The organism is Allomuricauda sp. M10 (assembly GCF_020782875.1).
In the GTDB taxonomy this organism is placed as follows: Bacteria; Bacteroidota; Bacteroidia; order Flavobacteriales; family Flavobacteriaceae; genus Flagellimonas.
On sequence record NZ_JAJGBN010000006.1, the window covers coordinates 93,971 to 116,219 of the forward strand.

A 22,249-nucleotide genomic window follows, 5' to 3' on the forward strand; every position below is an offset into this window, starting at 1 on the left:
TGTTCAGTTGTGCAAATAGTTGTTGAGTTCCTTTTTCCATTTTTGATAGGCCTCTTTATATGCAGTTGATGAGGTATCTGGGGAAAAGGTTTGTTGTATGGCATCCGAAGCCGTGGCCTCGGTCATGTTTTTAAAATCACCAAACGCCAAAGCTGCCGCTCGGGCCGCTCCCACTGCACCCGTAGTTTCTACAATATTGATTTCGCTCTTAGTGAGTGAGGCAATGGTCTTGGCAAAAATGTTGGCCTGGAAAAGGTTGTCGCTCCCAGCTTTGATGGAAGTGATATGTACCCCATCGTTCTTTAAAATTTCCATACCATACACAAAGGAAAAGGCAATGCCTTCCAGTGCCGCCCTGAATAGATGGGGAGCCTTATGGATATTGAAATTGAGATTCAGAATGCGTGATCCTTTATCCTTGTTTTCCAACATGCGCTCGGCCCCATTCCCAAAGGGAATGATTTGAAGTCCGTTTGACCCGATAGGCACCGATTCGGCTTTTAGGTTCATGTCATGGTAGGAAAGTCCTTGGGTTAGCTCGTTCTTGATCCAACTGTATTGGATCCCCGTTCCGTTGATGCAGAGTAACTTGCCAATTCGGGGTTGATCGGCCGTATGGTTGGTATGGGCAAAACTGTTGATTCGGGTATGCTCATGCGTCTGTTCATGGTCCGAAATGGCGTAGACCACTCCCGAAGTGCCGCCTGTGGCCGCAATTTCTCCAGGTAGCATTACATTTAACGAAAGGGCATTGTTCGGTTGGTCACCAGCCCGGTACATGATAGGGATACCTTCTGGTAACCCGGATTCCATAGCGCCCCGTTTGCTTACGGTTCCTTGTTCTGAAAAAGAGGGACGAATTTCAGAAACCAAGGAAGGGTCGATTCCTGCTTCTTCCAGAAGCCAGGTAGCCAATGCATTTTCCTTAAAATCCCACAGGATCCCTTCGGAAAGGCCAGAAGGCGTGGTCACACATTTCCCGGAAAGTTTTAAGGCGATATAATCCCCGGGCAACACGAACTTATAGATGCTTTTAAAAAGTTCGGGCTCATGGTCCTTGACCCATTTCAACTTGGAAAGGGTAAAATTGCTGGGGGAATTCAATAAATGCTGTACGCACTTTTGCTGACCCACTTTGTTGAAAAGCGCTTCCCCGGTTTCCACCGCCCTACTATCGCACCAAATGATGGATGGTCGCAGTGGTTTCAAGTCTTTGTCTACCACCACTAAACCGTGCATTTGATAGGAAATCCCAATTCCCTTGATTTGTTTTTTATCGATATGATGCTTGGTGATCAATTCCTGAGTGGCATTGCATGCATGCTTCCACCAAAAATCGGGGTCTTGTTCTGCCCAACCCTTTTGGGGCGAATCAATGGGCATTTCCTGTTTGGGTTGTTGTGCAATGGCGACAACGCTGCCATCTTCGGCATGAACCAGTGCAGCTTTTATGGAGGAACTGCCAATATCGTAACCTATCCAATACATAAATTGAAGTGGAATTCTTCAATGAAAATAGTTATTTATAGATGAACTCTCTTTTTAAATTCGGATTATATCTTCTAATTCTTAAAAAGTGTAATTTTTTTCTAACAATTTTTTAATCTAAAAAGAAGCGGAACTTTATTATAAATTTGAGTAATTTGAAACATTATTTTAGTATTTGTAAACATATAATATAAGGTATGTTGAAAAAGCGGTCGAGTTTAATCTTTGTGCTACACGCCTCCTTGGCTGCCTTTGGCACTTACTTTTGCATGTATGCCTTTAGAAAGCCCTTTTCCGTGGCCACTTTTGAAGGCTTGTCCTATTTTGGGGTCAACTACAAAATTTTACTGGTCATTGCCCAGGTGATCGGGTATGCGCTGTCCAAATTTGTGGGGATCAAGGTAATTTCCGAATTAAAGCCCAACCGAAGGTTGATGTACCTGATTGCCTTGATCGTGATGGCGGAACTTTCCTTGCTGTTATTTGCATTGGTGCCTGCCCCTTACAATATTGTTTTTATGTTCCTGAACGGTTTGCCGTTGGGAATGATCTGGGGCATTGTGTTCTCCTATATTGAAGGGAGAAGGTTCACGGACATCCTTGGGGTGGTACTCTCGGCCAGTTTCATCGTTTCCAGTGGCGTGGTCAAATCTGTGGGGCTTTATGTGATGCACCATTGGGGAATTACTGAATTTTGGATGCCAGTGGTAACCGGGGCATTGTTTTTTATTCCTTTGCTTCTTTGTTCCTATTTGTTGCAAAAAGTACCGCCGCCGACTGCTGATGATATCGAAAACAGGACCGAACGGATCCCGATGACGAAGGAAGACCGCAGACATTTGGTAAAGCAGTTCTTTTTTCCGTTGCTCCTAGTGGTCATCTTTTACACCTTTTTGACGGCCTTCAGGGATTTTAGGGACAATTTTGCCCGCGAATTGTGGGACAGCATCGGTTATCAAGGTGATATTTCGGTGTTTTCTACATCCGAGATCATCATTGCCATTGTGGTGCTACTGATTATTGGCACCATTTTCTACATCAAGGATAATTTTAAAGCTTTGCTCACCTATCACGGATTGTTATTGTTGGGGACCGTGGTGTTGGCCTTGTCCACCATCCTGTTCCAAACCGGGGTTTTAGATCCTTTTGTTTGGATGGTCTCTACAGGATTTGGACTTTACATTTGCTATGTGCCCTTCAACTGTCTGTTTTTTGATCGGTTCATTGCGGCTTTCAAAGTAAGGGGCAACTCCGGTTTTCTCATTTACATAGCGGATGCTTTTGGTTATGCAGGCAGTGTTTTGGTTTTGCTGTATAAGAATTTCGGACAGGCCAAGCTCTCATGGCTCAACTTCTTTGTGTACGGTACCTATGCCGTGGCGGTGATTGGCATCGTGATCACGGTCATGTTGTTCCTGCATTTTGGCGCACGTCATAAATCAGAAAATAGTAATCAAGGATTAGATTATGGAAAATAGATACGATGCCGTCATCATTGGTGGTGGCATTTTGGGAACCTTTCATGCTTACCACGCCATGGAAATGGGCCTAAAGGTATGTTTGGTTGAAAAGGATGCCTATCCTAAAGGGGCCACCACACAAAATTTTGGCCAAGTGGTACCTTCGGGAATGAACTCCAAATGGCAACAATTCGGAAGGGAAAGCCTTCGCATTTATAAAGAGATCCAATCACAGTTCAATATCAGTATTCGGCAAAATGGAAGCGTGTATTTGGCATCCAACGAAGAGGAGGAACAATTGTTGGTGGAACTGAGGGCCATCAACAACAGCAATGATTATACCTCCAAAATGCTCACCAAAAGTGAATGCCTGGAACGTTACCCGGGCTTAAGAAAGGATTATGTGACCGCTGGTCTCTTTTTCCCGGAAGAAGTTACGGTGGAACCCAGGATCATGATCCATAGGTTGCAGGAATTTTTGTCGACCTACAAGGGGATGGAAATCAAAATGAGTTTTCCTGTAATTGGGTGCGAACGCAACGGCGAATGGGTGAAGGTGGATAGTGCATCAGGGGAATCGCTTTGGGCAAAAAAAGTCATCATTTGCAATGGCAGCGATTTTAAGAACCTGTATCCCGAAGTATTTGCCAACAGCGACCTTGAGGTATCCAAGTTACAGATGATGCAGACCAAACCCCAAGGGAATTATGAACTAAAAGGCTCCATTTTAACCGGATGGTCCATCAGAAGGTACGAGGCTTTTTATGAATGCCCGTCCTATGCCGAAATCAAAAAGAACGAACCTGAAGATAGTCTTCAAAAACAGTGGGGCGTTCATATTTTGTTCAAGCAGGCAACGGATGGTTCCATAATTTTGGGAGATTCCCATCAATATGCCGATGCCAATTCCATAGAGGATTTGGGATATGACCTGGATATGGACATCGACCACTTTATGGTGGAGGAAGCCAAGAAAATTATCGATTTGCCTACCTATGAAATCCAAAGAAGATGGTATGGCATGTACTCCCAATGCAAAACCAATGATATTTTCCAGAAGACGATCGGGGAACATATCCACATCGTCACCGGAATTGGGGGTAAAGGAATGACAGGAAGTGCCGGATTCAGCAAAAAGAATGTAGCATCAATTTTTAATACGCAGAAAATCAACTTATGAAAGACATTAAACTAGCGGTTTTTGATATGGCCGGAACAACGGTGAACGAAGATAATGTGGTTTACAAAACGGTTAGGCAGGCTTTGGCCAAATGGGGTGTTGATGTTCCCTTGGAAACGGTTCTTGAATATGGTGCCGGAAAGGAAAAGTATAAGGCAATTTTGGATGTGTTGGAAGCCACCAAGGCCGAGCGTGATGAAGAAGTGGATGCCAAGGCCGTACACAGCGATTTTAAAGAAATGCTTAAAGAAGCCTATGCCAATTTACAAGTGACTCCGTATGATGGGGTGGAGCAACTTTTTGAAATCTTAAAGTCCCACGGGGTAAAAGTGGTGTTGAACACGGGATATGATCGAAAAACGGCGCAATCCCTTTTGGATAAATTGGGTTGGGAACCCGGCAAACAAATTGATGCCTTGATCACTGCGGATGATGTGGTGAACGGAAGGCCCTCTTCGGAAATGATAGACAAGGCCATGGAGATGTTCCAAATTGAAGGTCCGGAACATGTTTTGAAGGCTGGCGATTCCGTTATCGATATTGAAGAAGGCAAAAATGCCAACTGTGGTATTACCGTGGCCGTGTTATCAGGAGCACAAACCCGTGAGCAGTTGGAAACCGCAGAGCCTACCTACATCCTTACTTCATTGGATGCTTTGGCTGGGGTGCTATATCCTTGATCAGATAAAGAAATACACCACCAACATTTTGGAGGGCACAGCCCCTCGGTTGATCGGAACATGGGGGATTCTACCATCAAAGAAAATGGAGTCCCCTTCTTTTAACAACACTTCTTGGTCCCCAATTACATAGGAACACTCCCCGGTTAAAATGTATTTGAATTCAAAGGCATCTGTAACTACTTTTTCCCGCTTTGAATTGGGTTGTACTTCCAAAAGAACACTTTCAAATCCAACGGAGTTCAGTTGTTTACTAAAGATGTAATTATAGGTAAAGCCAATGGCCTCGTCCTCTTTTTCAATAATGGTTTGGTCATCTTTCCGGGAAACCAAAAAATTCTGGCCGTTTACTTTGGGCATCCCATCAAAGAAATCTGTGAGTTCCGTATCCAACGCACCAACGATTTTTAAAAACACCGGTAAGGACGGTATGGTCCTTCCATTTTCTATCCTGGAAATTAATCCGGCAGTTACTCCAGCATTGATGGCAACATCGTTAATGGTCTTTTTATTGTTCTTCCGTATTTCCTTGATCCGTTTGCCTATTCCAATTAAATAATCTTCCATTTTGGGGTATGCTCGCTATTTTAATATTTATCACATTCTGTCAATATTCATAATTACTAAAAAAAGTCTTCAATCCCTTATAAAAATGGATTCTTTTCAAAATACCTATAAATATAGGGCTTATTAAAAGTGCATATTTGTAAATAATGTTTACCTAACATTGGGCAGTTTCTTTTAACCTTTCCGTATCCTTTTTTTAATCTGTTTAAGGGCATGCCTTAACTCTTGTGTTGGATATTTGTTGATAAATAATTAACCAAATTTTACAAATACTCAACAAATGAAAAAATCAATCCTAGCGTTTTTACTTGCCTTTACCGTAAGTATGATCGGCTATTCCCAGAGTACTTTTTCAGGGAAGGTAGTAGACGAGAACAGCATGCCCCTGCCTGGGGCCTCCGTTGTTGTGAAGGGTAGCACCACTGGTGTGGCTACAGACTTTGATGGGAACTTTGAAATTCAGTTGCCCAGTGCCAATGAAACTTTGCTGGTTACCTATATAGGGTATCTGGCAAAAGATTTCTCCACAGCGGGTCAATCCACTGGGACCATTATGTTGCAACCTGATTCCCAGCAGCTGGACGAGGTTGTGGTAACGGCCTTGAACATTACAAGGGACGAAAAATCCTTGGGCTATGCTGTGCAAAAGGTTGGGGGCGATGAGGTGTCCCAATCTACCAGCACCAACACCGTAAGTACCCTTGCCGGTAGAACAGCCGGGGTACAGGTGGTGACAAACGGTACAGGGCCTGGACAATCTTCATCCGTTGTGATAAGGGGGTATTCCTCTATGCAGGGAGACAACCAACCACTTTTCATTGTGGATGGTATTCCAATCAACAATACAACGGATACCAGAACCAATACCTTGGGCGGCGCATCTAACATGAACCTTGATTATGGTAACGGTGCTGCGGAGATCAACCCTGACGATGTTGCCTCCATTTCTGTATTGAAAGGTGCCAACGCAACGGCACTTTATGGTTCCAGGGCAGCCAACGGTGCGGTGATCATTACCACTAAATCCGGTAAAGGAAGAAGGAGTGGTATCAGTTTTAGTTCCAAGACCACTTTTGAAAGTGTTTTGAAAGCTCCCGAATATCAAGGAGTTTATGGACAGGGTAAAAACTTTGATTTTGCCTTTTCAGATGGCTACGGAAATGGAACCTATGATGGTGTGGATGAATCTTGGGGTCCCCTTTTGGACGGTACCTTAAGACCACAGCATGATTCTCCTACCACCAACGGTTTACGTGGAGGTGATGTTCACGGATTGGACTATGTCTTGGGTTCCTCTGGGGTCGATCTTCAAAGAAGGGGAGATATCATAGCCACTCCATTTGTGTATGGTGGTAACCCAGCTAAAGAATTCATGGAAACCGGTAGAACCTTGATCAATACCGTTTCCCTTTACGGATCCAACGAAAATGGAAACTACCGTGTGAGCTATACCAATTTGGACAACAAAGGTATTGTGCCCAATACGGATTTAAGAAGAAACACGATCTCCGTTTCTGGGGATTATCAAATTTCCGATAGGTTGAGTTTGTCCTCCAAGATCAACTACATCCGTTCAGATTCGGATAACCGTCACGTAAACGGTTATGGTACGGAATCTGTAATGTACCTCTTCATATGGTGGGGCCAACAAGTGAATGTTAAAAACTTGAGGAACTACTGGCAGGATGGATTGGAAGGCTTCCAACAGTTCAACTACAACTACAATTATCACGACAACCCATACTTTACCATGTATGAAAATACCAATGCTCTTGCTAAGGACAGGGTTATTGGTAACCTTTCAGCAACCTATAAGATCAACAACGATTTTAAATTTATGGTACGTGGTGGTCGTGATTTCTTCTCTGAATACCGATTCATCAAAAGGGCCTATTCCACTCAACGATTCCCTAATGGTCAGTACCGGGAAGACAAGATCAATTTTCAGGAAACCAACTTGGATTTCTTGTTGACCTATGACAAGAGAATCAATGATAAATTCAATGTGAATGCCAACTTCGGTGGAAACAGAATGGTTCAGAAAAACCATTTCAATGCTTTGATGGCCAACAAACTTTTGATTCCGGGAATCTATTCCTTCTCGAATGTGGATGGTAATTTGGTGCAAACAACCAGCCGTCCGGAAAAGCAGATCAATTCTTTGTATGCGTTTGCACAATTGGGATGGAACAACAGTGTGTATTTGGATTTGACTGCTCGTAATGACTGGTCGTCCACACTTCCTAAGCAAAACAACTCCTATTTTTACCCATCTGCATCGTTGAGTGTGGTACTTACCGATTTGTTGGACATCAACAACAACGATGTTCTAAACTTTGCCAAACTACGTGGTGGTTGGGCACAGGTAGGTAGCGATACTGATGCATACCGTCTTTCAGAATATTACGCTTTAGGAACACCTGTAGGAGACAATCCAACTGCAAGTCCATCCAGTACGTTGCCAAACTTCGATTTGAAACCTGAGATCCAAACCTCTTACGAATTTGGTACTGACCTTAGGATGTTCAACAACAAATTGACCTTGGATGCCACCTACTACAACACGGTTTCCAAAAACCAGATCTTGGATATTGACCTTCCTGTAACTTCAGGAAAATCTGCCAGGACCATCAATGCCGGTAAGATCAGAAACCAAGGGGTAGAGATCATGTTGGGCGTTACCCCTTTCGAAAGCAAGAATTTTTCTTGGAACTCTTCCTTCAACTTTGGTTTAAACCGAAACAAGATTTTGGAATTGGCCGATGGTGTGGATAGATATTCTTATGGCGGAAACGGAATTACCTTGGTTGCCGAAAAAGGCGGTTCGCTTGGTGATATGTGGGGAACCGGATTGGTAAAGGTAGAAGATAAGGACAGTCCTTATTACGGCGAAGTGATCTTCAACAACGGTTTGGTGCAACAGGACAATACCTTGAGAAAAGTAGGGAACTTCAACCCTGACTTTACCTTGGGCTGGAACAACACCATTAAGTACAAGAACATTTCCCTCAACTTCCTTTTGGATTGGAGACAAGGCGGGGAATTGCTTTCCAGAACACGTTTGATCGCTGCAACTTCCGGAAACGTGGTGGAAACCCTTTGGGGTCGTTCCCCAGAGTACGGTGGTGCTCACCCAGGTATTGCCGATTCTGGACTAACCTATACCGATACCAATGGAACAACTTGGAACGATGGTATCATTGGTGATGGTGTGATGTTGCAAGGAGGTGAATATGTGCCCAATAATGTAATCGTTGCTGCCAATGCTTACCATAACAACCGTTACAGAAGGGACAATGACACTGAAGGTATTTACGATGCCACTTTCATCAAATTGAGGGAAGCCAGATTGACTTACGATTTCCCTAAAGGGTTCTTGAAAACAGACGATATCAAGAATTTGAGCTTCTCCATTATCGGAACCAACCTTTGGTTGTGGGCCAAGGATTTCAACCATGGCGACCCAGAATTGTTGTCTTTCGGAGGAGGAAGTTTTGTTCCCGGGGTGGAAAATGCCACAGTACCTACAACGCGTAGTGTAGGATTTTCAATCAACGTAGAATTTTAATCAGGCTAATACACAACATAATGAAAAAGATATTCTTTATAGCTACCGTACTTGTAATGACCCTTTGGTCGTGCGACAAGTTTGACGTGAGCAACGATAATCCGGATGTGGCGTTGAACATCAACCAAAACCCGGAACTGCTTTTGACCAACCTTCAAAGAAGGGCCATCAGAGAAGCTGTAGGTGGGTCTTGGAGCGAAGGAAACCTAATGGGACAATATGGGGCACGTATTGTGTTTACCTCTTTTGACCTTTTTGACTGGGGAGATCAAGGCGGCGCCTGGGACAGCTATTACAGTGCCATTCGAGATGCCAAGGAATTGGAAAAATTGGCCAATGCCAATGAACTTGATAGTTACGTTGCTGTTTCAAGGATCATGCAAGTTTGGGCTTTTAGTATCTTGACCGATATGTGGGGAGATGTTCCCTTTTCGGAAGTAAACCAAGCAAGCGAGGCCAATCACGCCCCTGTTTATGATACACAACAGGATATTTACACGTCCATGTTGGAAGAATTGGCCAATGCGAATTCCATTTTGTCGGGTTCTGAATTGAATGCCATTAAAGGGGACCTATTGTTCGATGGGGATCTATCGCTTTGGAGAAAATTTGCTAACTCGTTGAGATTGCGTTTGGCCCTTCGTTTGAGCGAGGTTGCTCCATCTACTTCATCCAGTGTGATTTCAGAAATTTATAACAACCCTGGGCAGTATCCTGTGATGGCTTCCAATGACGACAATGCAGTACAAACCTTTCTTGCCGCCAATCCAGATGCACACCCTGTTACCGAGGAATCCGTTTACCGTGTAGGTTCTTATAACGAGTACAGGATTTCCGAGCATTTTGTGACCATGTTGCAAGGATTGAACGATCCCCGATTGGAATTTTTCGCCGACCCAACCGCCAATTCGGTTACTTTGGGTACCCCAGAAATTGTGGGTATGTTGAACGGAGTTGTGGATGGTCCTGCTTATACCTACCAAGGTGGTGATGCTTTCCTTTCCAAGTTCAATATCGATTACTTCTATTTTCAGGCTAATGCCAACCAAGCAAGGTTGATGTTGTATTCCGAAGTACAGTTCATTTTAGCGGAAGCGGCCCAAAGAGGATGGATCACAGCTGATGCACAAGCGTTGTATGAGGAAGGGATCACGGCCAACTTCGCCTATTGGGATGTGGCCATGCCAGCGGATTATTTGACCAGTACAGGAGTAGCTTTTGATAATACGTTGGAAACCATCATGACCCAAAAGTACATCAACTTGTTCTACACCGATTACCAAGGATTCATTGAATACAAGAGAACTGGTTTCCCTGCAACCATTGAACCAGGACCCGATGCTTTCTACGATGTATATCCAAGCAGGTTCGAGTACCCAAGTGAAGAGGAATCGTTGAATAATGCCAACTATACTGAGGCTGTCAACAGAATGGGAAGTGATAAGATCACGACCAAGGTTTGGTGGGAAAATTAACACAGCCCATGTTTTATCAGTATATAAAAAAAGGTTTGATCATGACCACGGGAATTTTGTTCCTGTGGTCTTGTTCTTCCAAAGAGGATGATACCCCTAAGGGTATAGAACACATAGTGATTATTGGTGTGGATGCCATGAGTCCAAACGGGATTCAAAAGGCCAATACCCCGATGATGGATACCATGATCCAAAATGGGGCGGCTACCATGCATGCCCGTTCCGTATTGCCATCAAGTTCCAGTCCCAATTGGGCTAGTATGATCATGGGGGCCGATACCGAACAGCATGGAATCACTTCCAACGGCTGGGAGAAATTCGACCATCAATTACCGCCTGTGGTGGTAACCAAAAATGGAACCTTCCCAACCATTTTTACCTTATTCCATGATCAGCGACCAGAAGCTCATGTAGGTGCCATTTATGACTGGGATGGCTTTGGTCGTTTGTTCGAAAAGGAGGATGTCGATTTTGATATTGACGGAGATCATGAGGACAATACAACACTGCAGGCTGTAAACTACATTAAGGAACATACCCCTAAATTCACCTTTGTGCATTTGGATCATGTGGACCATGCAGGCCATGCCTTGGGGCATGGAAGTCCGGAATATTACAAATCCGTGGAAAAGGCGGACTCTTTGATCACGGAGATTGTCAATGCGACCAAAGAAGCGGGTATCTTTGAAAAAACCTTGTTCATTGTTTCTGCCGATCACGGTGGAATTGGTTTTGGGCACGGGGGTGAGAGTCTGGCCGAAATGGAGATTCCCTTCCTCCTTTATGGTGCAGGAATCAAAAAGGGCTATACAATTGAAGAGACCGTTTACCAATACGACAATGCTGCCACGGTGGCCTATGCCATGGGATTGCAAACTCCCCAATCTTGGATCGGGAGACCCGTTAAAGGAGCGTTCATCGGCAATGAAAAACCTAACTTGACCTATAAGCGCAAGGAACAAATTACTCAACCCAAGATACTTCCAGATGCTGGCTATTTTGAACCTGCTGGGGGAGTGTTTAAGGCTGATTCCGTTGCCGTGGTGATGCAGAACCCCAACAATGTGGGTGAGATCAGATATACCATTGGAAATGCTGTTCCGACCATGGAAAACAGCAAGGCATATCAAGATACTTTTTATTTGAGGCAGACCGAGATCGTAAAGGCAGGGATTTTTCAAGAAGGGCAAATGGTAAGTACGATTGCCGAGGCCAATTTCAGGTTGGTCCCTGAAACAAAAGAAGACCCTGTTGCCTATGCCATTTATTACGGGGAAGGGATGGACAAATTGCCCAATTTCGCTACCTTAAAGCCTGTTAAAGAAGGTTTTGTTGCAGAATTCTCCCATAAACAAGCATTGACGGATGATGTACAACAAGAACAGGTAGCCTTGGTTTTGGAAAGTTATTTGGATATTCCCGAAGATGGGAAATATGGCTTTTTCACCAATAGTGACGACGGGAGTAAACTCTATGTGAACGGAAAATTGTTAGTAGACAATGACGGTGACCATGGAGTCATGGAGCGTGGCGAAGCCATTGAATTGATGAAAGGCAAACATTTGATCAGGGTAGAATTTTTTAACGGCGGAGGAGGCTACCATTTGGATGTGAAATACCAAGGGGCCAACATTCCAAAGCAGATCATTCCCGCCAATCATTTATACAGAGAAAAATAACATGCATATCAACTTCAAAAAATCAGGTGTTTTGGCCGTTCTGTTTTTTACGGCTTTGATTGTAAAAGGTCAAAAGCAGCAATTGCCTGCTTGGGAACCTGGTTTTTTGGACATCCATCATATCAATACTGGACGAGGTGATGCTGCTTTTATGATTTTTCCTGATGGTACCAACTTGTTGGTAGATGCGGGAGATATGTCCGAGACCCATCCAAGGACCACATCGAGTAGAAATGCCCAGTTGGTTCCTAACAGGTCCAAAACGGCACCTCAATGGATTGTGGATTATATCGACCAGTTTTTGCCCAAAAGTCAGGAACGAAAGTTGGATTATGCCCTCATCACCCATTACCACGATGACCATTTCGGGGAAATTGATTCCTTACGAAAAACAGCTCCCGGAGGGTATCAATTAACCGGAATCATGGAAGTGGGAACCTTGATTCCCATCAAAAAATTGATCGATCGCGGATTTGAATTCCCCATCAACCTGAAGGATCCCAAAGTGCAAGCCGAGCAGCGCTTTTCTAGCGATGCCTATGGAATGGTGCCCACTTTAAAAGAGTATTGGAAGTTTATCGATTATCAAACTAAAAAAGTTGGATTGGTCAATGAAGCATTGAAGGTGGGCCGTTCGGATCAGATTACATTAAAAAATAATCCAAAGGATTATCCGGAATTCTTGATTCAGAACATTGCCTCCAATGGAAACATTTGGACGGGGTATGATAATTCGTTTTATTCCCTTTTCAAACAAGGGGAATACCCTGGGGAGAATCCATTGAGCAATGGCATCCGAATCGATTACGGCAAGTTCAACTATTACACGGGCGGTGATATTTCCGGCATAGACGGCATGGGTCAGACGGATTTGGATGCTTTGGAATCCCACGTGGCCCCAGTAATTGGCCCGGTGGATGTGGCCACACTCAACCATCACGGAAACCGCGATTCACAAAATCCATTTTATGTTCGGACCATCAGGCCTCGTGTCTGGATCCAACAGAATTGGACCGCCGATCATCCGGGCGAGGAAGTTTTAAGAAGAATAACATCAACACAATTGTACCCAGGCGAACGAGATATTTTTTCAACCATCATGCTTCAAGGCACCAAGGATGTAATCGGGGGCAGGTTGGATCAATACAAAAGCCAAAAGGGACATATTGTGGTACGGGTTTACAATCATGGGAATTCGTACGATATTTATGTGTTGAACGATTCATCCGAAGAAAGGGAAATACTGGCGAAATATGGACCATATGAAGCACGATAAGCACAACGCGGAATCTGTTGTGGAAGGCGACATCAACCTCACCTCTGCAAGGGGAGAATGGTTGAAGGAAGAAGTGAACTACCAGACCAAGGAACTATTGGATAAGGATGCTAAATACTTTTTGCACCAATCCATGTCCACCCCGTGTTTGGATGTCTTAAAAAATTGCGAAGGTTCCTATTTGGAGAGTATTTCGGGGAAGCGCTATCTGGATTTTCATGGCAACAATGTGCACCAAGTAGGATTTTCGCACCCTAAAATGGTGAGTGCACTCATGGGGCAACTTCAGGAACTTACATTTTCAACCCGAAGATATACCAATGAAAAGGCCATTCAGTTTGCGGAAAAATTGACGTCCTATACCCCAAAAGGCCTGAATAGAATTTTGCTTACTCCGAACGGGAGTTCTTCCATAAGTATTGCTTTAAAATTGGCCCGTGCGGTGACCGGAAAGCACAAAGTGGTTTCCTTTTGGGATTCGTTCCATGGAGCCAATTTGGATGCCATCAGTGTAGGTGGCGAATCCATTTTTCAGGAACATATGGGTCCTTTGATGCCCGGTGTGGAACGCATTCCACCTCCGATTACCTACCGTGGTATTTTTGAAGGAAACGAGGAAAAGGCCTTGGAATATTTGGAGCATGTGTTGTCCAAAGATGATGAGATCGGTGCCTTTTTGGCCGAGACCATCCGCAACACCGATGTTCAGATTCCAACCGCAAAATATTGGCAAGGCGCCCGTGAACTTTGTGATAAGTATGGGGTACTGTTGATTTTGGATGAAATTCCGATCGCCTTCGGACGTACGGGAAAAATGTTCGCCTACGAACTGTTCGGTATTGAACCCGATATCCTTTGTTTGGGCAAAGGCTTGGGTGGAGGCATTGTTCCCCAAGCAGCCATTGTGACCCGTGAAGAGTACAACCGTTTCGGACATATTTCCTTGGGGCACTATACCCATGAGAAAAGTCCGTTGGGCTCGGTGGCCGGATTGACCCTTTTGGAAATTATTGAAGAAGAAAACCTATTGCAAAAAGTAAAGGCGGATGAGGAATTCATGAAAAAAGCCCTTTACAAAATGCACAGAAAATATTCTTTGATAGGCGATGTGCGCGGGGTTGGACTTTTATGGGGAATCGAATTGGTGACCAATAGGACCTCTAAGGAAAAAGCGACTGCCGAAGCCGAGGAAATCATGTACGAATGCCTAAAGAATGGATTGAGTTTCAAAGTTTCCAAAGGAAATGTACTGCAACTCTCCCCTCCTTTGACCATTTCAAGAGAAGAACTGGAAAAAGCCTTGGACATTTTAAACCAGGCTTTTCTAAAAACCAACGCTATAGCTTAATGAAAAAAATCAACCAACTACTGATCTACTTATTTGTGGGCACCGTCCATTTGATGGCCCAATCGGAACCCCAAATTTTGATTCAACCCTACTTGCAGAATGCCAAACCCAATTCCATTACCATTATGTGGGAGACCACCAATGGAGAAGAGAGTATTGTGGAATATGGAACCACTCCAAAATTGGGCAAAAAGGCCCTGGGAAAAGCCGAGGACATCAACTTTTCGGAATCGAGGGTACATACTGTTAAATTAACAGGCCTGGATCGCTTTACCGAATACTACTATCGGGTGAAAACGGGTTGGGCCAAATCGGAAATCTTTCAATTTAAAACGCCGCCCTTTGCAAGTGATGAGGAATCGTTCAACATAGTTGCCATGAGCGATATGCAATACGATAGCCAAAATCCGAATAAGTTTTCAGAAGTGGTGAACGAGGGCATCATTCAATATTTAAAAAAGGAATTTGGTGGTAAATTGCCCAATAACCTGGCCATGATCATGATTCCGGGAGACTTGGTTCAGAGCGGCAGCCAATACTATCAATGGAAAGACCATTTCTTTGACCCTGCCCAAAAATTATTTGCCGAAGTGCCCGTGTACCCGGTTTTGGGGAACCATGAACGCAATTCCATTTTTTACTTCAAATATTTCAGTCTTCCCGAGAACGGAACTCCAGCATATGCTGAACATTGGTGGTTTAAAGATTACGGAAATACCCGTGTGATCGGGTTGAATTCCAATGACGGGTATCGGGATTTGAGGGAGCAATACGAATGGTTGGAAAAGGTACTGGAAGACACGGAAAAGGATGATAATATCGACTTTGTTTTTGCCCAACTCCACCATCCCTACAAATCGGAGCTTTGGATTCCAGGAGAAGAAGAACCCACGGGAAAAGTGGTTAAAATGCTGGAAGAGTTCTCAACCAAAACAGGGAAACCCAGTATTCACTTTTTCGGTCATACCCATGCCTACTCCAGGGGACAGTCCAGAGATCACAAGCATTTGTGGATCAATGTGGCTTCTGCAGGAGGTTCCATCGATAATTGGGGCGAGTTTGAAGGCAGGGATTACGATGAGTTCACGGTTTCCCAAGATGAATATGGTTTTGTGATGGTTGAGGTGGATGGAAATCGAAATGACCCAAAATTCACCATAAAAAGGATAAGTCGCGGCAATGAATCCAAGCTAAGGGATAATGAGCTTCGCGATAGCATCACCATTTGGAAAATGGAAAAGAAACCCGAAACCCCGAAAACAATTTCACCTATAAACAACGCAGAAGTTGAGGATGAATTTGCCATGTTAAAAGCTGGTGAATTTTCAAGCCCGATCAGTGGAGCTTTCCATGGTGCTGCCCATTGGCAGGTTTCCGAAACCAAGAATTTTGAAAAATTGGCTTTGGACAGTTGGAAACAATATGAAAACTGGTACTATGAAGAAGACCGTCAAAAAGATGACGACCTTACCGATGAAAAAACCAAACGATTGAAACCCGGAACCACCTATTATTGGAGGGTCCGTTACCGCGACCAAAACCTCAACTGGAGCGATTGGTCCGAAACCACATTATTTAAAACCAAATAGAAAATGAAAAATAAGATGTTGCTTTTGATGGCTGCCTTGGTAGCTTTTCTAAAGATAAGTGCACAGGATTCCGATACCAAAGTGATTTTGATCACCCTGGATGGGTATCGTTGGCAGGAATTGTTTACAGGTGCCGACCCTTTGTTGATCGGGAACAAGGACTACGTTCATGAGGTAGATGCTCTAAAGAATGCCTTTTGGAGAGAAACTCCTGAGGAGAGAAGGGAAGCTTTGATGCCCTTTTTCTGGACCCAAGTTGCTAAAATGGGACAGTTACATGGAAACCGAACATTGGGAAGCAAGGTGAATTTGACCAATACCATGTGGTTTTCCTACCCTGGGTACAATGAAATCTTGACCGGGACCGCCGATGATAAAAACATCCGCAGCAACGACAAGATAGAAAACCCCAATGTTACCATTTTGGAATTGTACAACAACATGCCTGAAGGGAAAGGGAAAGTGGCCGCTTTTGGGAGTTGGGATGTGTTTCCGTTTATCATCAACGAGGAGCGTTCCGGTGTTCCCGTGAATGCGGGGTTTGAGACGGCTACAGGCAATTTGAGCGAAAGGGAGAAATTCCTGAACGAGCTGCAGGGTCAAATCCCAAGTCCTTGGGGTAGTGTTCGGTTGGATGCCTTCACCCATCATTATGCCTTGGAGCATATGAAAAAGGAACATCCCAAATTACTATACATCTCCTATGGCGAAACGGATGACTTTGCCCATGATGGGGATTATCAAGCATACCTAAATTCGGCACACAATACCGATGCCTTGATCAAAGAACTTTGGGACTTTACCCAACAGGATCAATTTTATAAGGATCAAACTCTTTTCATCATCACTACAGACCACGGTAGGGGAACCGAGCCTTTGGATACTTGGAGAAGCCATGGTTCCGAGGTCAATGGGGCAGGTGAGGTATGGATGGTCACCTTCGGAAAAGATGTAAAGCCAACTGGGGAAGTAAAATCGGAAGAGCAACTCTATTCCAACCAGTTTGCACCGACCATTTTGAAAAAATTAAATGTTGCCCTTCCAAAGGAAATGAAGGGTCAACCTTTGAAAAATTAAGTTTAAGTAGGTTTAATTTCAGTTTATTAGTTTGCGTTAATTTGCGATGCACCCACACTTTAAGTGTGGGTTTTGCATATTGGGACAAAATTGATTCGGGAATTTCTTTATTAAAATAATTACCTTAGGGGACCTATACCAACAGCATGGAAGAAGATCTTATTGGAACATTCAGCAATTATTTTGAACCACCCCTGATCGAGGAAATCCTTCAAGTGGGAAAATTGATGGAAGTCCCCGCAGGGGAAACCATCATGGATATAGGCCAATACATCCGTAGTATGCCGTTGCTGCTTTCCGGGGCCATAAAAGTGTTGCGGGAAGATGAGGAAGGGGATGAGTTGCTGCTGTATTATTTGGAACAAGGCGAAACATGCTCGGTGACCATGGCCTGTTGCATGGGACACACCAAGAGCGAGATCAGGGCCATAACCGAAACCGATGTTAGAATCATCATGGTCCCCGTTCAAAAGATGGAAGAATGGATGGCCAAATATCAAGGTTGGCGCAATTATGTGTTCGATAGTTACCACAACCGATTGAACGAGTTGTTGCAGACCGTGGACAGTATCGCATTCAAGAACTTGGATCAAAGGTTGGTGGAGTATCTTAAAAAGAAAGTGGAAGTGACCAACGACAATAAGATCAGGAGTACCCACCAAGAAATTGCCTATGATCTACATACATCAAGGGTCGTGGTTTCCAGGTTATTGAAAAAGCTGGAAAAAATGAAAAAGCTCAAATTGCATAGGAGTTACATTCATGTTCTAGATCTGTAATTGTGCCCTTTGTTACTGTGGGCTACCATTAGGCACTATATTTTTGCGCAAAACCAATCAGATGCTCATAAGGTATTTTCCTTTTTTATCATGGATCCGCAATTATGACCGTTCGTTGTTGTACGGCGATTTGATTGCAGGGATAACTGTTGGGATAATGCTCGTGCCCCAAGGAATGGCTTATGCCATGATCGCTGGTATGCCGCCCATTTATGGGTTATATGCTTCTTTGATACCACCCTTTATTTATGCTTTAACGGGCACATCGAGACAATTGGCAGTTGGCCCTGTGGCCATGGATTCCTTATTGGTTGCTGCAGGTGTTGGGGCATTACATTTAGCAGGCATTGAGGATTATATAGCGGCCATACTCTTTTTAACCCTGCTCATAGGGGGCGTCCAGCTTCTATTAGGAATATTGAAGATGGGATTTTTTGTCAATTTTTTGTCAAAACCCGTAATCAGTGGTTTTACTTCGGCGGCAGCCATTCTTATTGGCCTGGGGCAGCTTAAACATATATTGGGAACCGAATTCGAACAATCGAGCAAGATTCATCTACTGATCGGAAATATCGTGGGCAGTTTGGGAGAAATCAATCCCTATACCTTGATTTTTGGCGTTTTGGCAGCGCTTGTTATAATTATACTGAATAGGGTAAGTAAAAAGATTCCCACCCCTTTGTTAATGGTGGTCTTGGGTATTTTGATCGTTTCCATATTTGGTTTGGATACATTGGGAATACGTGTTGTGGGCCAGATACCAAAGGGATTGCCGGCATTTCAACCCCCGCCCATTTTATGGGATAGGATCGGCCAATTGCTTCCCATAGCTATTACCGTGGCCCTTTTCGGGTTTATGGAGTCCATTTCAATAGCCAAAACTGTGGAAGAAAGACACCCAGAGTACGAACTCGATGCCAATCAAGAGCTTAGGGCGTTGGGTATGTCCAATATATTGGGGTCGTTTTTCCATTCTTTTTCGGTTTCAGGAAGTTTTTCCAGGACAGCTGTCAATGACCAGGCAGGAGCAAAAACAGGAATGTCCCTTATTTTCAGCGCCCTATTGGTGGCTGGGGTCCTGCTTTTTCTAACTCCTGTGTTCCATAATTTGCCTACCGTAGTACTGGGTGCTATCATTATCGTATCAGTTTTTGGGTTGATAGACCTCAAATATCCAATGGTACTTTGGAAAAATAGAAAGGATGAGTTTCTGCTTTTGGTGGCGACTTTCTTGATGACCTTATTCATTGGTTTGATAGAAGGTATCCTATTGGGGGTATTGCTTTCTCTCTTGTTGCTGGTCTATCGCATTTCCAATCCCCATATTGCCATTTTGGGAAGAATTAAGGGAACCAATTATTTCAGAAATATCGACCGATTTTCGGATGAGGTAGAAATTGATCCGGATAAGCTGATCTTAAGGTTTGATGCCCAGCTGTATTTTGGTAACAAGGATTATTTCAAAAAACAATTGTACAAACAAATAGAAAAAAAAGGAATCGGATTAAAGGTCGTTGTGCTGAACGCGGAAGCAATCAATTACATAGATAGCAGTGCCACAGTCATGTTGGAGCGCATCATATTGGACCTTCGGGAAAAAGGTATCAAATTCCTAATTGCTGGGGCCATAGGCCCTACGAGGGACATTTTGTACAGTAGCGGCCTGATCGATGTTTTAGGTGAAGAAAATCTCTTTGTCCAAACCTTTGAAGCGGTAGATGGCTGTTTCGACCAACAGGAAAGAAGTATGATTCAGAAACGGGTATCATTACAGTCCAAGTCCAAGAGTTTGTAACTTTGGTCACAGAAAGTTATGGCATACCATTTTATATTTGATAAAAACCATATCACATGAAGATTGAACAGATTTATACAGGATGCTTGGCCCAAGGGGCTTATTATATAGAAAGTGAAGGAGAAGCGGCTATTGTGGATCCGTTGAGGGAAGTAAAGCCCTATATTAAAAAAGCTGCTGAGGGTGGCGCGAAAATCAAATATATTTTTGAGACCCACTTCCATGCCGATTTTGTAAGCGGGCACGTTACGCTTGCCAAGGAAACCGGTGCGGCAATCATTTATGGCCCAACGGCCAAACCCTCTTTTGATGCCATTATTGCCACCGACGGACAAGAGTTCCAATTGGGTAAGTTGACTATCAAGGTATTGCATACCCCGGGCCATACCATGGAGAGCTCTACCTTTTTGCTTAAAGATGAGAACGGAAAGGACTATGCCATCTTTAGTGGCGATACCTTGTTTCTTGGCGATGTAGGAAGACCCGATTTGGCCCAAAAAGCGGCACATATGACCCAAGAGGAATTGGCAGGTACATTGTATGAGAGCCTTCGCAATAAGATCATGCCCTTGGCCGATGATTTGATCGTTTATCCTGCACACGGTGCCGGTTCCGCTTGCGGAAAGAACATGATGAAAGAGACCGTTGATACCTTGGGCAATCAAAAGAAAATGAACTATGCCCTTCGGGCAGATATGACCAAGGACGAATTTATCGCCGAGGTTACCGAAGGCTTGTTGCCTCCGCCTCAATATTTCCCTTTGAACGTGAAAATGAACAAGGAAGGGTATGAGGATATAGATACCATTTTGAAAAGAGGTACGCACGGTTTGAGCCCGGATGCCTTTGAAGTGGCTGCCAATGAAACAGGAGCTGTGGTATTGGATGTACGCCACCAAGATGATTTTGCAAAGGGTCATGTGCCAAGATCTATCTTCATTGGTTTGGATGGAAGCTTTGCGCCTTGGGTGGGAGCCTTGATCGCCGATGTGGAACAGCCCATTCTTTTGGTGGTTCCAGAAGGTAAGGAACAGGAAACCGTAACCCGACTTTCTAGGGTTGGTTTTGATCATACCCTAGGTTATTTAAAAGGTGGAATCGAAGCTTGGAAAGCGGCAGGAAAGGAATATGATACGGTACCCAATGTAAATGCCGAGCAATTCAAGATTATGGTGGATAAAGGCGTTCCTGTTTTTGATGTTAGGAAGGAATCCGAATACAAGGCAGAACATGTGGTAGATGCCAACTTGACCCCCTTGGATTATTTGAACGATCACTTGGCCGAATTCCCAAGTGAAGAAACTTTTTACATTCACTGTGCCGGGGGCTATCGCAGTATGATCGCATCTTCCATTCTTAAAAGCAGGGGAATTCATAACTTAGTGGATGTATCCGGTGGATTTGCCGAAATCAAAAAAGCAGGGGTGCCTGTAACGGATTACGTTTGTCCATCGACCTTAAAATAAGAAAAACCATGCGCCATTGGTTTAAACTAACATTGTATTCAGTGATTTTCGCCACTGTGGTTTCGTGTCAGTCCCAACAAGATGCAACCATCACCAGGGTAGACAAGGAGACCATAAAGGCGGAAGTCATTGGAAAGGATGTGCAACTTGTGGATGTGCGCACTCCTGAAGAATACAATGCAGGGCATATTGATGACGCCATCAATTTTGACCTGAGCAATAGGGTAGCCTTTTTAAAACAGATCGAGACCATGGACAAAGAGCAACCTGTTTATGTGTATTGTATGATCGGGTCACGCAGTGCCTATGCTGCCAAAATCCTTCGCAGTAAGGGTTTTACCAAAATCTATGACTACTCCGGAGGCTACGACGACTGGAGAAAACCCTAATTTTTTGCAATTTCTTCCTTATGTAACCAGCGTTACTGACCACGTTTGGCATTCACGGTATTTTAGCCCTTAAATAGAATAAAGTATGTCATTACTCAGCTTTTTGTTCAAGGGACAAACACTGCCGGAACAGGTACAGATATTGGACCGTGAAGATTACAAAATGGCCATTTCCAAAGGAAAGGTACAATTGGTAGATGTTAGGACCCGGGGAGAGTTTATGGCTGGCCACATCAAAGGAGCAAGCAATATCGACTTTTTTCAGGGCTCTGCCTTTCAGTCCGCTTTTTCCAAATTGAAAAAAGATAAACCCCTATATATTTATTGCCAATCCGGGAATCGCAGTCAAAAAGCGGCAAGGATGTTGGCAGACATGGGATTCCAAGAAGTATATGACCTCCGTGGAGGATACAGGACCTGGACCTATTAATTC

Annotated in this window: 17 protein-coding genes; 15 read left to right on the forward strand and 2 right to left on the reverse strand. The window is 43.9% G+C overall.

Translation table 11 applies throughout. The features are described 5' to 3' along the window. Positions 1–3: 3 nt before the first annotated feature. A complete protein-coding gene (locus LKX84_RS14920; protein WP_228237968.1) occupies positions 4–1,488 on the reverse strand; it encodes a xylulokinase in 1,485 nt (494 codons plus the stop codon). Between the two features lie 197 nt (positions 1,489–1,685). Here LKX84_RS14920 and LKX84_RS14925 point away from each other — a divergent pair, with 197 nt between their 5' ends. From LKX84_RS14925 to LKX84_RS14935, 3 genes are read left to right on the forward strand one after another with little or no spacing between them, the layout of a single operon-like run. Then, positions 1,686–2,966 (forward strand): DUF5690 family protein, encoded by a 1,281-nt coding sequence (locus tag LKX84_RS14925; protein WP_228237969.1) that lies wholly within the window; start codon positions 1,686–1,688, stop codon positions 2,964–2,966. Continuing rightward, on the forward strand, positions 2,956–4,128 hold the full coding sequence (locus LKX84_RS14930) for a TIGR03364 family FAD-dependent oxidoreductase (RefSeq protein WP_228237970.1): 1,173 nt from the start codon (positions 2,956–2,958) through the stop codon (positions 4,126–4,128). The genes LKX84_RS14925 and LKX84_RS14930 overlap by 11 nt, the downstream gene beginning before the upstream one ends. Then, the gene (locus LKX84_RS14935) at positions 4,125–4,808 is read left to right on the forward strand and encodes a phosphonatase-like hydrolase (protein ID WP_228237971.1); all 684 of its coding nucleotides are present in this window, start codon (positions 4,125–4,127) and stop codon (positions 4,806–4,808) included. Before LKX84_RS14930 ends, LKX84_RS14935 begins: the two co-directional genes overlap by 4 nt. Here LKX84_RS14935 and LKX84_RS14940 read toward each other — a convergent pair whose 3' ends face one another. After that, complete coding sequence (locus LKX84_RS14940) at positions 4,809–5,375, reverse strand: helix-turn-helix domain-containing protein (protein WP_228237972.1); 567 nt, start codon at positions 5,373–5,375, stop codon at positions 4,809–4,811. It lies immediately after the preceding gene. A 280-nt stretch (positions 5,376–5,655) separates the two neighbouring features. Between LKX84_RS14940 and LKX84_RS14945 the strand changes: the two genes are divergently transcribed. The 12 genes from LKX84_RS14945 to LKX84_RS15000 all read left to right on the forward strand — a co-directional run bounded on the left by LKX84_RS14945 (position 5,656) and on the right by LKX84_RS15000 (position 22,246). Continuing rightward, positions 5,656–8,943, forward strand: a complete 3,288-nt coding sequence (locus tag LKX84_RS14945; protein ID WP_228237974.1) for a SusC/RagA family TonB-linked outer membrane protein — start codon at positions 5,656–5,658, stop codon at positions 8,941–8,943. A gap of 20 nt (positions 8,944–8,963) precedes the next feature. After that, on the forward strand, positions 8,964–10,418 hold the full coding sequence (locus LKX84_RS14950) for a SusD/RagB family nutrient-binding outer membrane lipoprotein (protein ID WP_228237976.1): 1,455 nt from the start codon (positions 8,964–8,966) through the stop codon (positions 10,416–10,418). A gap of 41 nt (positions 10,419–10,459) precedes the next feature. Continuing rightward, positions 10,460–12,097 carry an alkaline phosphatase family protein gene (locus tag LKX84_RS14955; RefSeq protein WP_228237977.1) on the forward strand — a complete coding sequence of 546 codons (1,638 nt, stop codon included), beginning with the start codon at positions 10,460–10,462 and terminating at the stop codon, positions 12,095–12,097. 1 nt (position 12,098) lies between these two features. Beyond that, positions 12,099–13,373 carry a hypothetical protein gene (locus LKX84_RS14960; RefSeq protein WP_228237979.1) on the forward strand — a complete coding sequence of 425 codons (1,275 nt, stop codon included), beginning with the start codon at positions 12,099–12,101 and terminating at the stop codon, positions 13,371–13,373. After that, positions 13,360–14,721 carry an aspartate aminotransferase family protein gene (locus LKX84_RS14965; protein ID WP_228237981.1) on the forward strand — a complete coding sequence of 454 codons (1,362 nt, stop codon included), beginning with the start codon at positions 13,360–13,362 and terminating at the stop codon, positions 14,719–14,721. The genes LKX84_RS14960 and LKX84_RS14965 overlap by 14 nt, the downstream gene beginning before the upstream one ends. Beyond that, positions 14,721–16,310, forward strand: a complete 1,590-nt coding sequence (locus LKX84_RS14970) for a fibronectin type III domain-containing protein (RefSeq protein WP_228237983.1) — start codon at positions 14,721–14,723, stop codon at positions 16,308–16,310. The genes LKX84_RS14965 and LKX84_RS14970 overlap by 1 nt, the downstream gene beginning before the upstream one ends. Positions 16,311–16,313: 3 nt before the next feature. Beyond that, positions 16,314–17,387 (forward strand): sulfatase-like hydrolase/transferase, encoded by a 1,074-nt coding sequence (locus LKX84_RS14975; RefSeq protein WP_228237985.1) that lies wholly within the window; start codon positions 16,314–16,316, stop codon positions 17,385–17,387. A 146-nt stretch (positions 17,388–17,533) separates the two neighbouring features. Continuing rightward, complete coding sequence (locus LKX84_RS14980; RefSeq protein WP_228237987.1) at positions 17,534–18,166, forward strand: Crp/Fnr family transcriptional regulator; 633 nt, start codon at positions 17,534–17,536, stop codon at positions 18,164–18,166. A 61-nt stretch (positions 18,167–18,227) separates the two neighbouring features. Next, complete coding sequence (locus LKX84_RS14985) at positions 18,228–19,961, forward strand: SulP family inorganic anion transporter (RefSeq protein ID WP_228237989.1); 1,734 nt, start codon at positions 18,228–18,230, stop codon at positions 19,959–19,961. A gap of 56 nt (positions 19,962–20,017) precedes the next feature. Continuing rightward, entirely contained in the window at positions 20,018–21,427 is a 1,410-nt protein-coding gene (locus tag LKX84_RS14990; RefSeq protein WP_228237991.1) for an MBL fold metallo-hydrolase, read from the forward strand. Between the two features lie 8 nt (positions 21,428–21,435). Then, positions 21,436–21,816: a rhodanese-like domain-containing protein gene (locus LKX84_RS14995; RefSeq protein WP_228237992.1), complete on the forward strand. Its 381-nt coding sequence runs from the start codon at positions 21,436–21,438 to the stop codon at positions 21,814–21,816. Positions 21,817–21,901: 85 nt separating this feature from the next. Further along, on the forward strand, positions 21,902–22,246 hold the full coding sequence (locus tag LKX84_RS15000) for a rhodanese-like domain-containing protein (RefSeq protein ID WP_228237993.1): 345 nt from the start codon (positions 21,902–21,904) through the stop codon (positions 22,244–22,246). Positions 22,247–22,249: the final 3 nt, after the last annotated feature.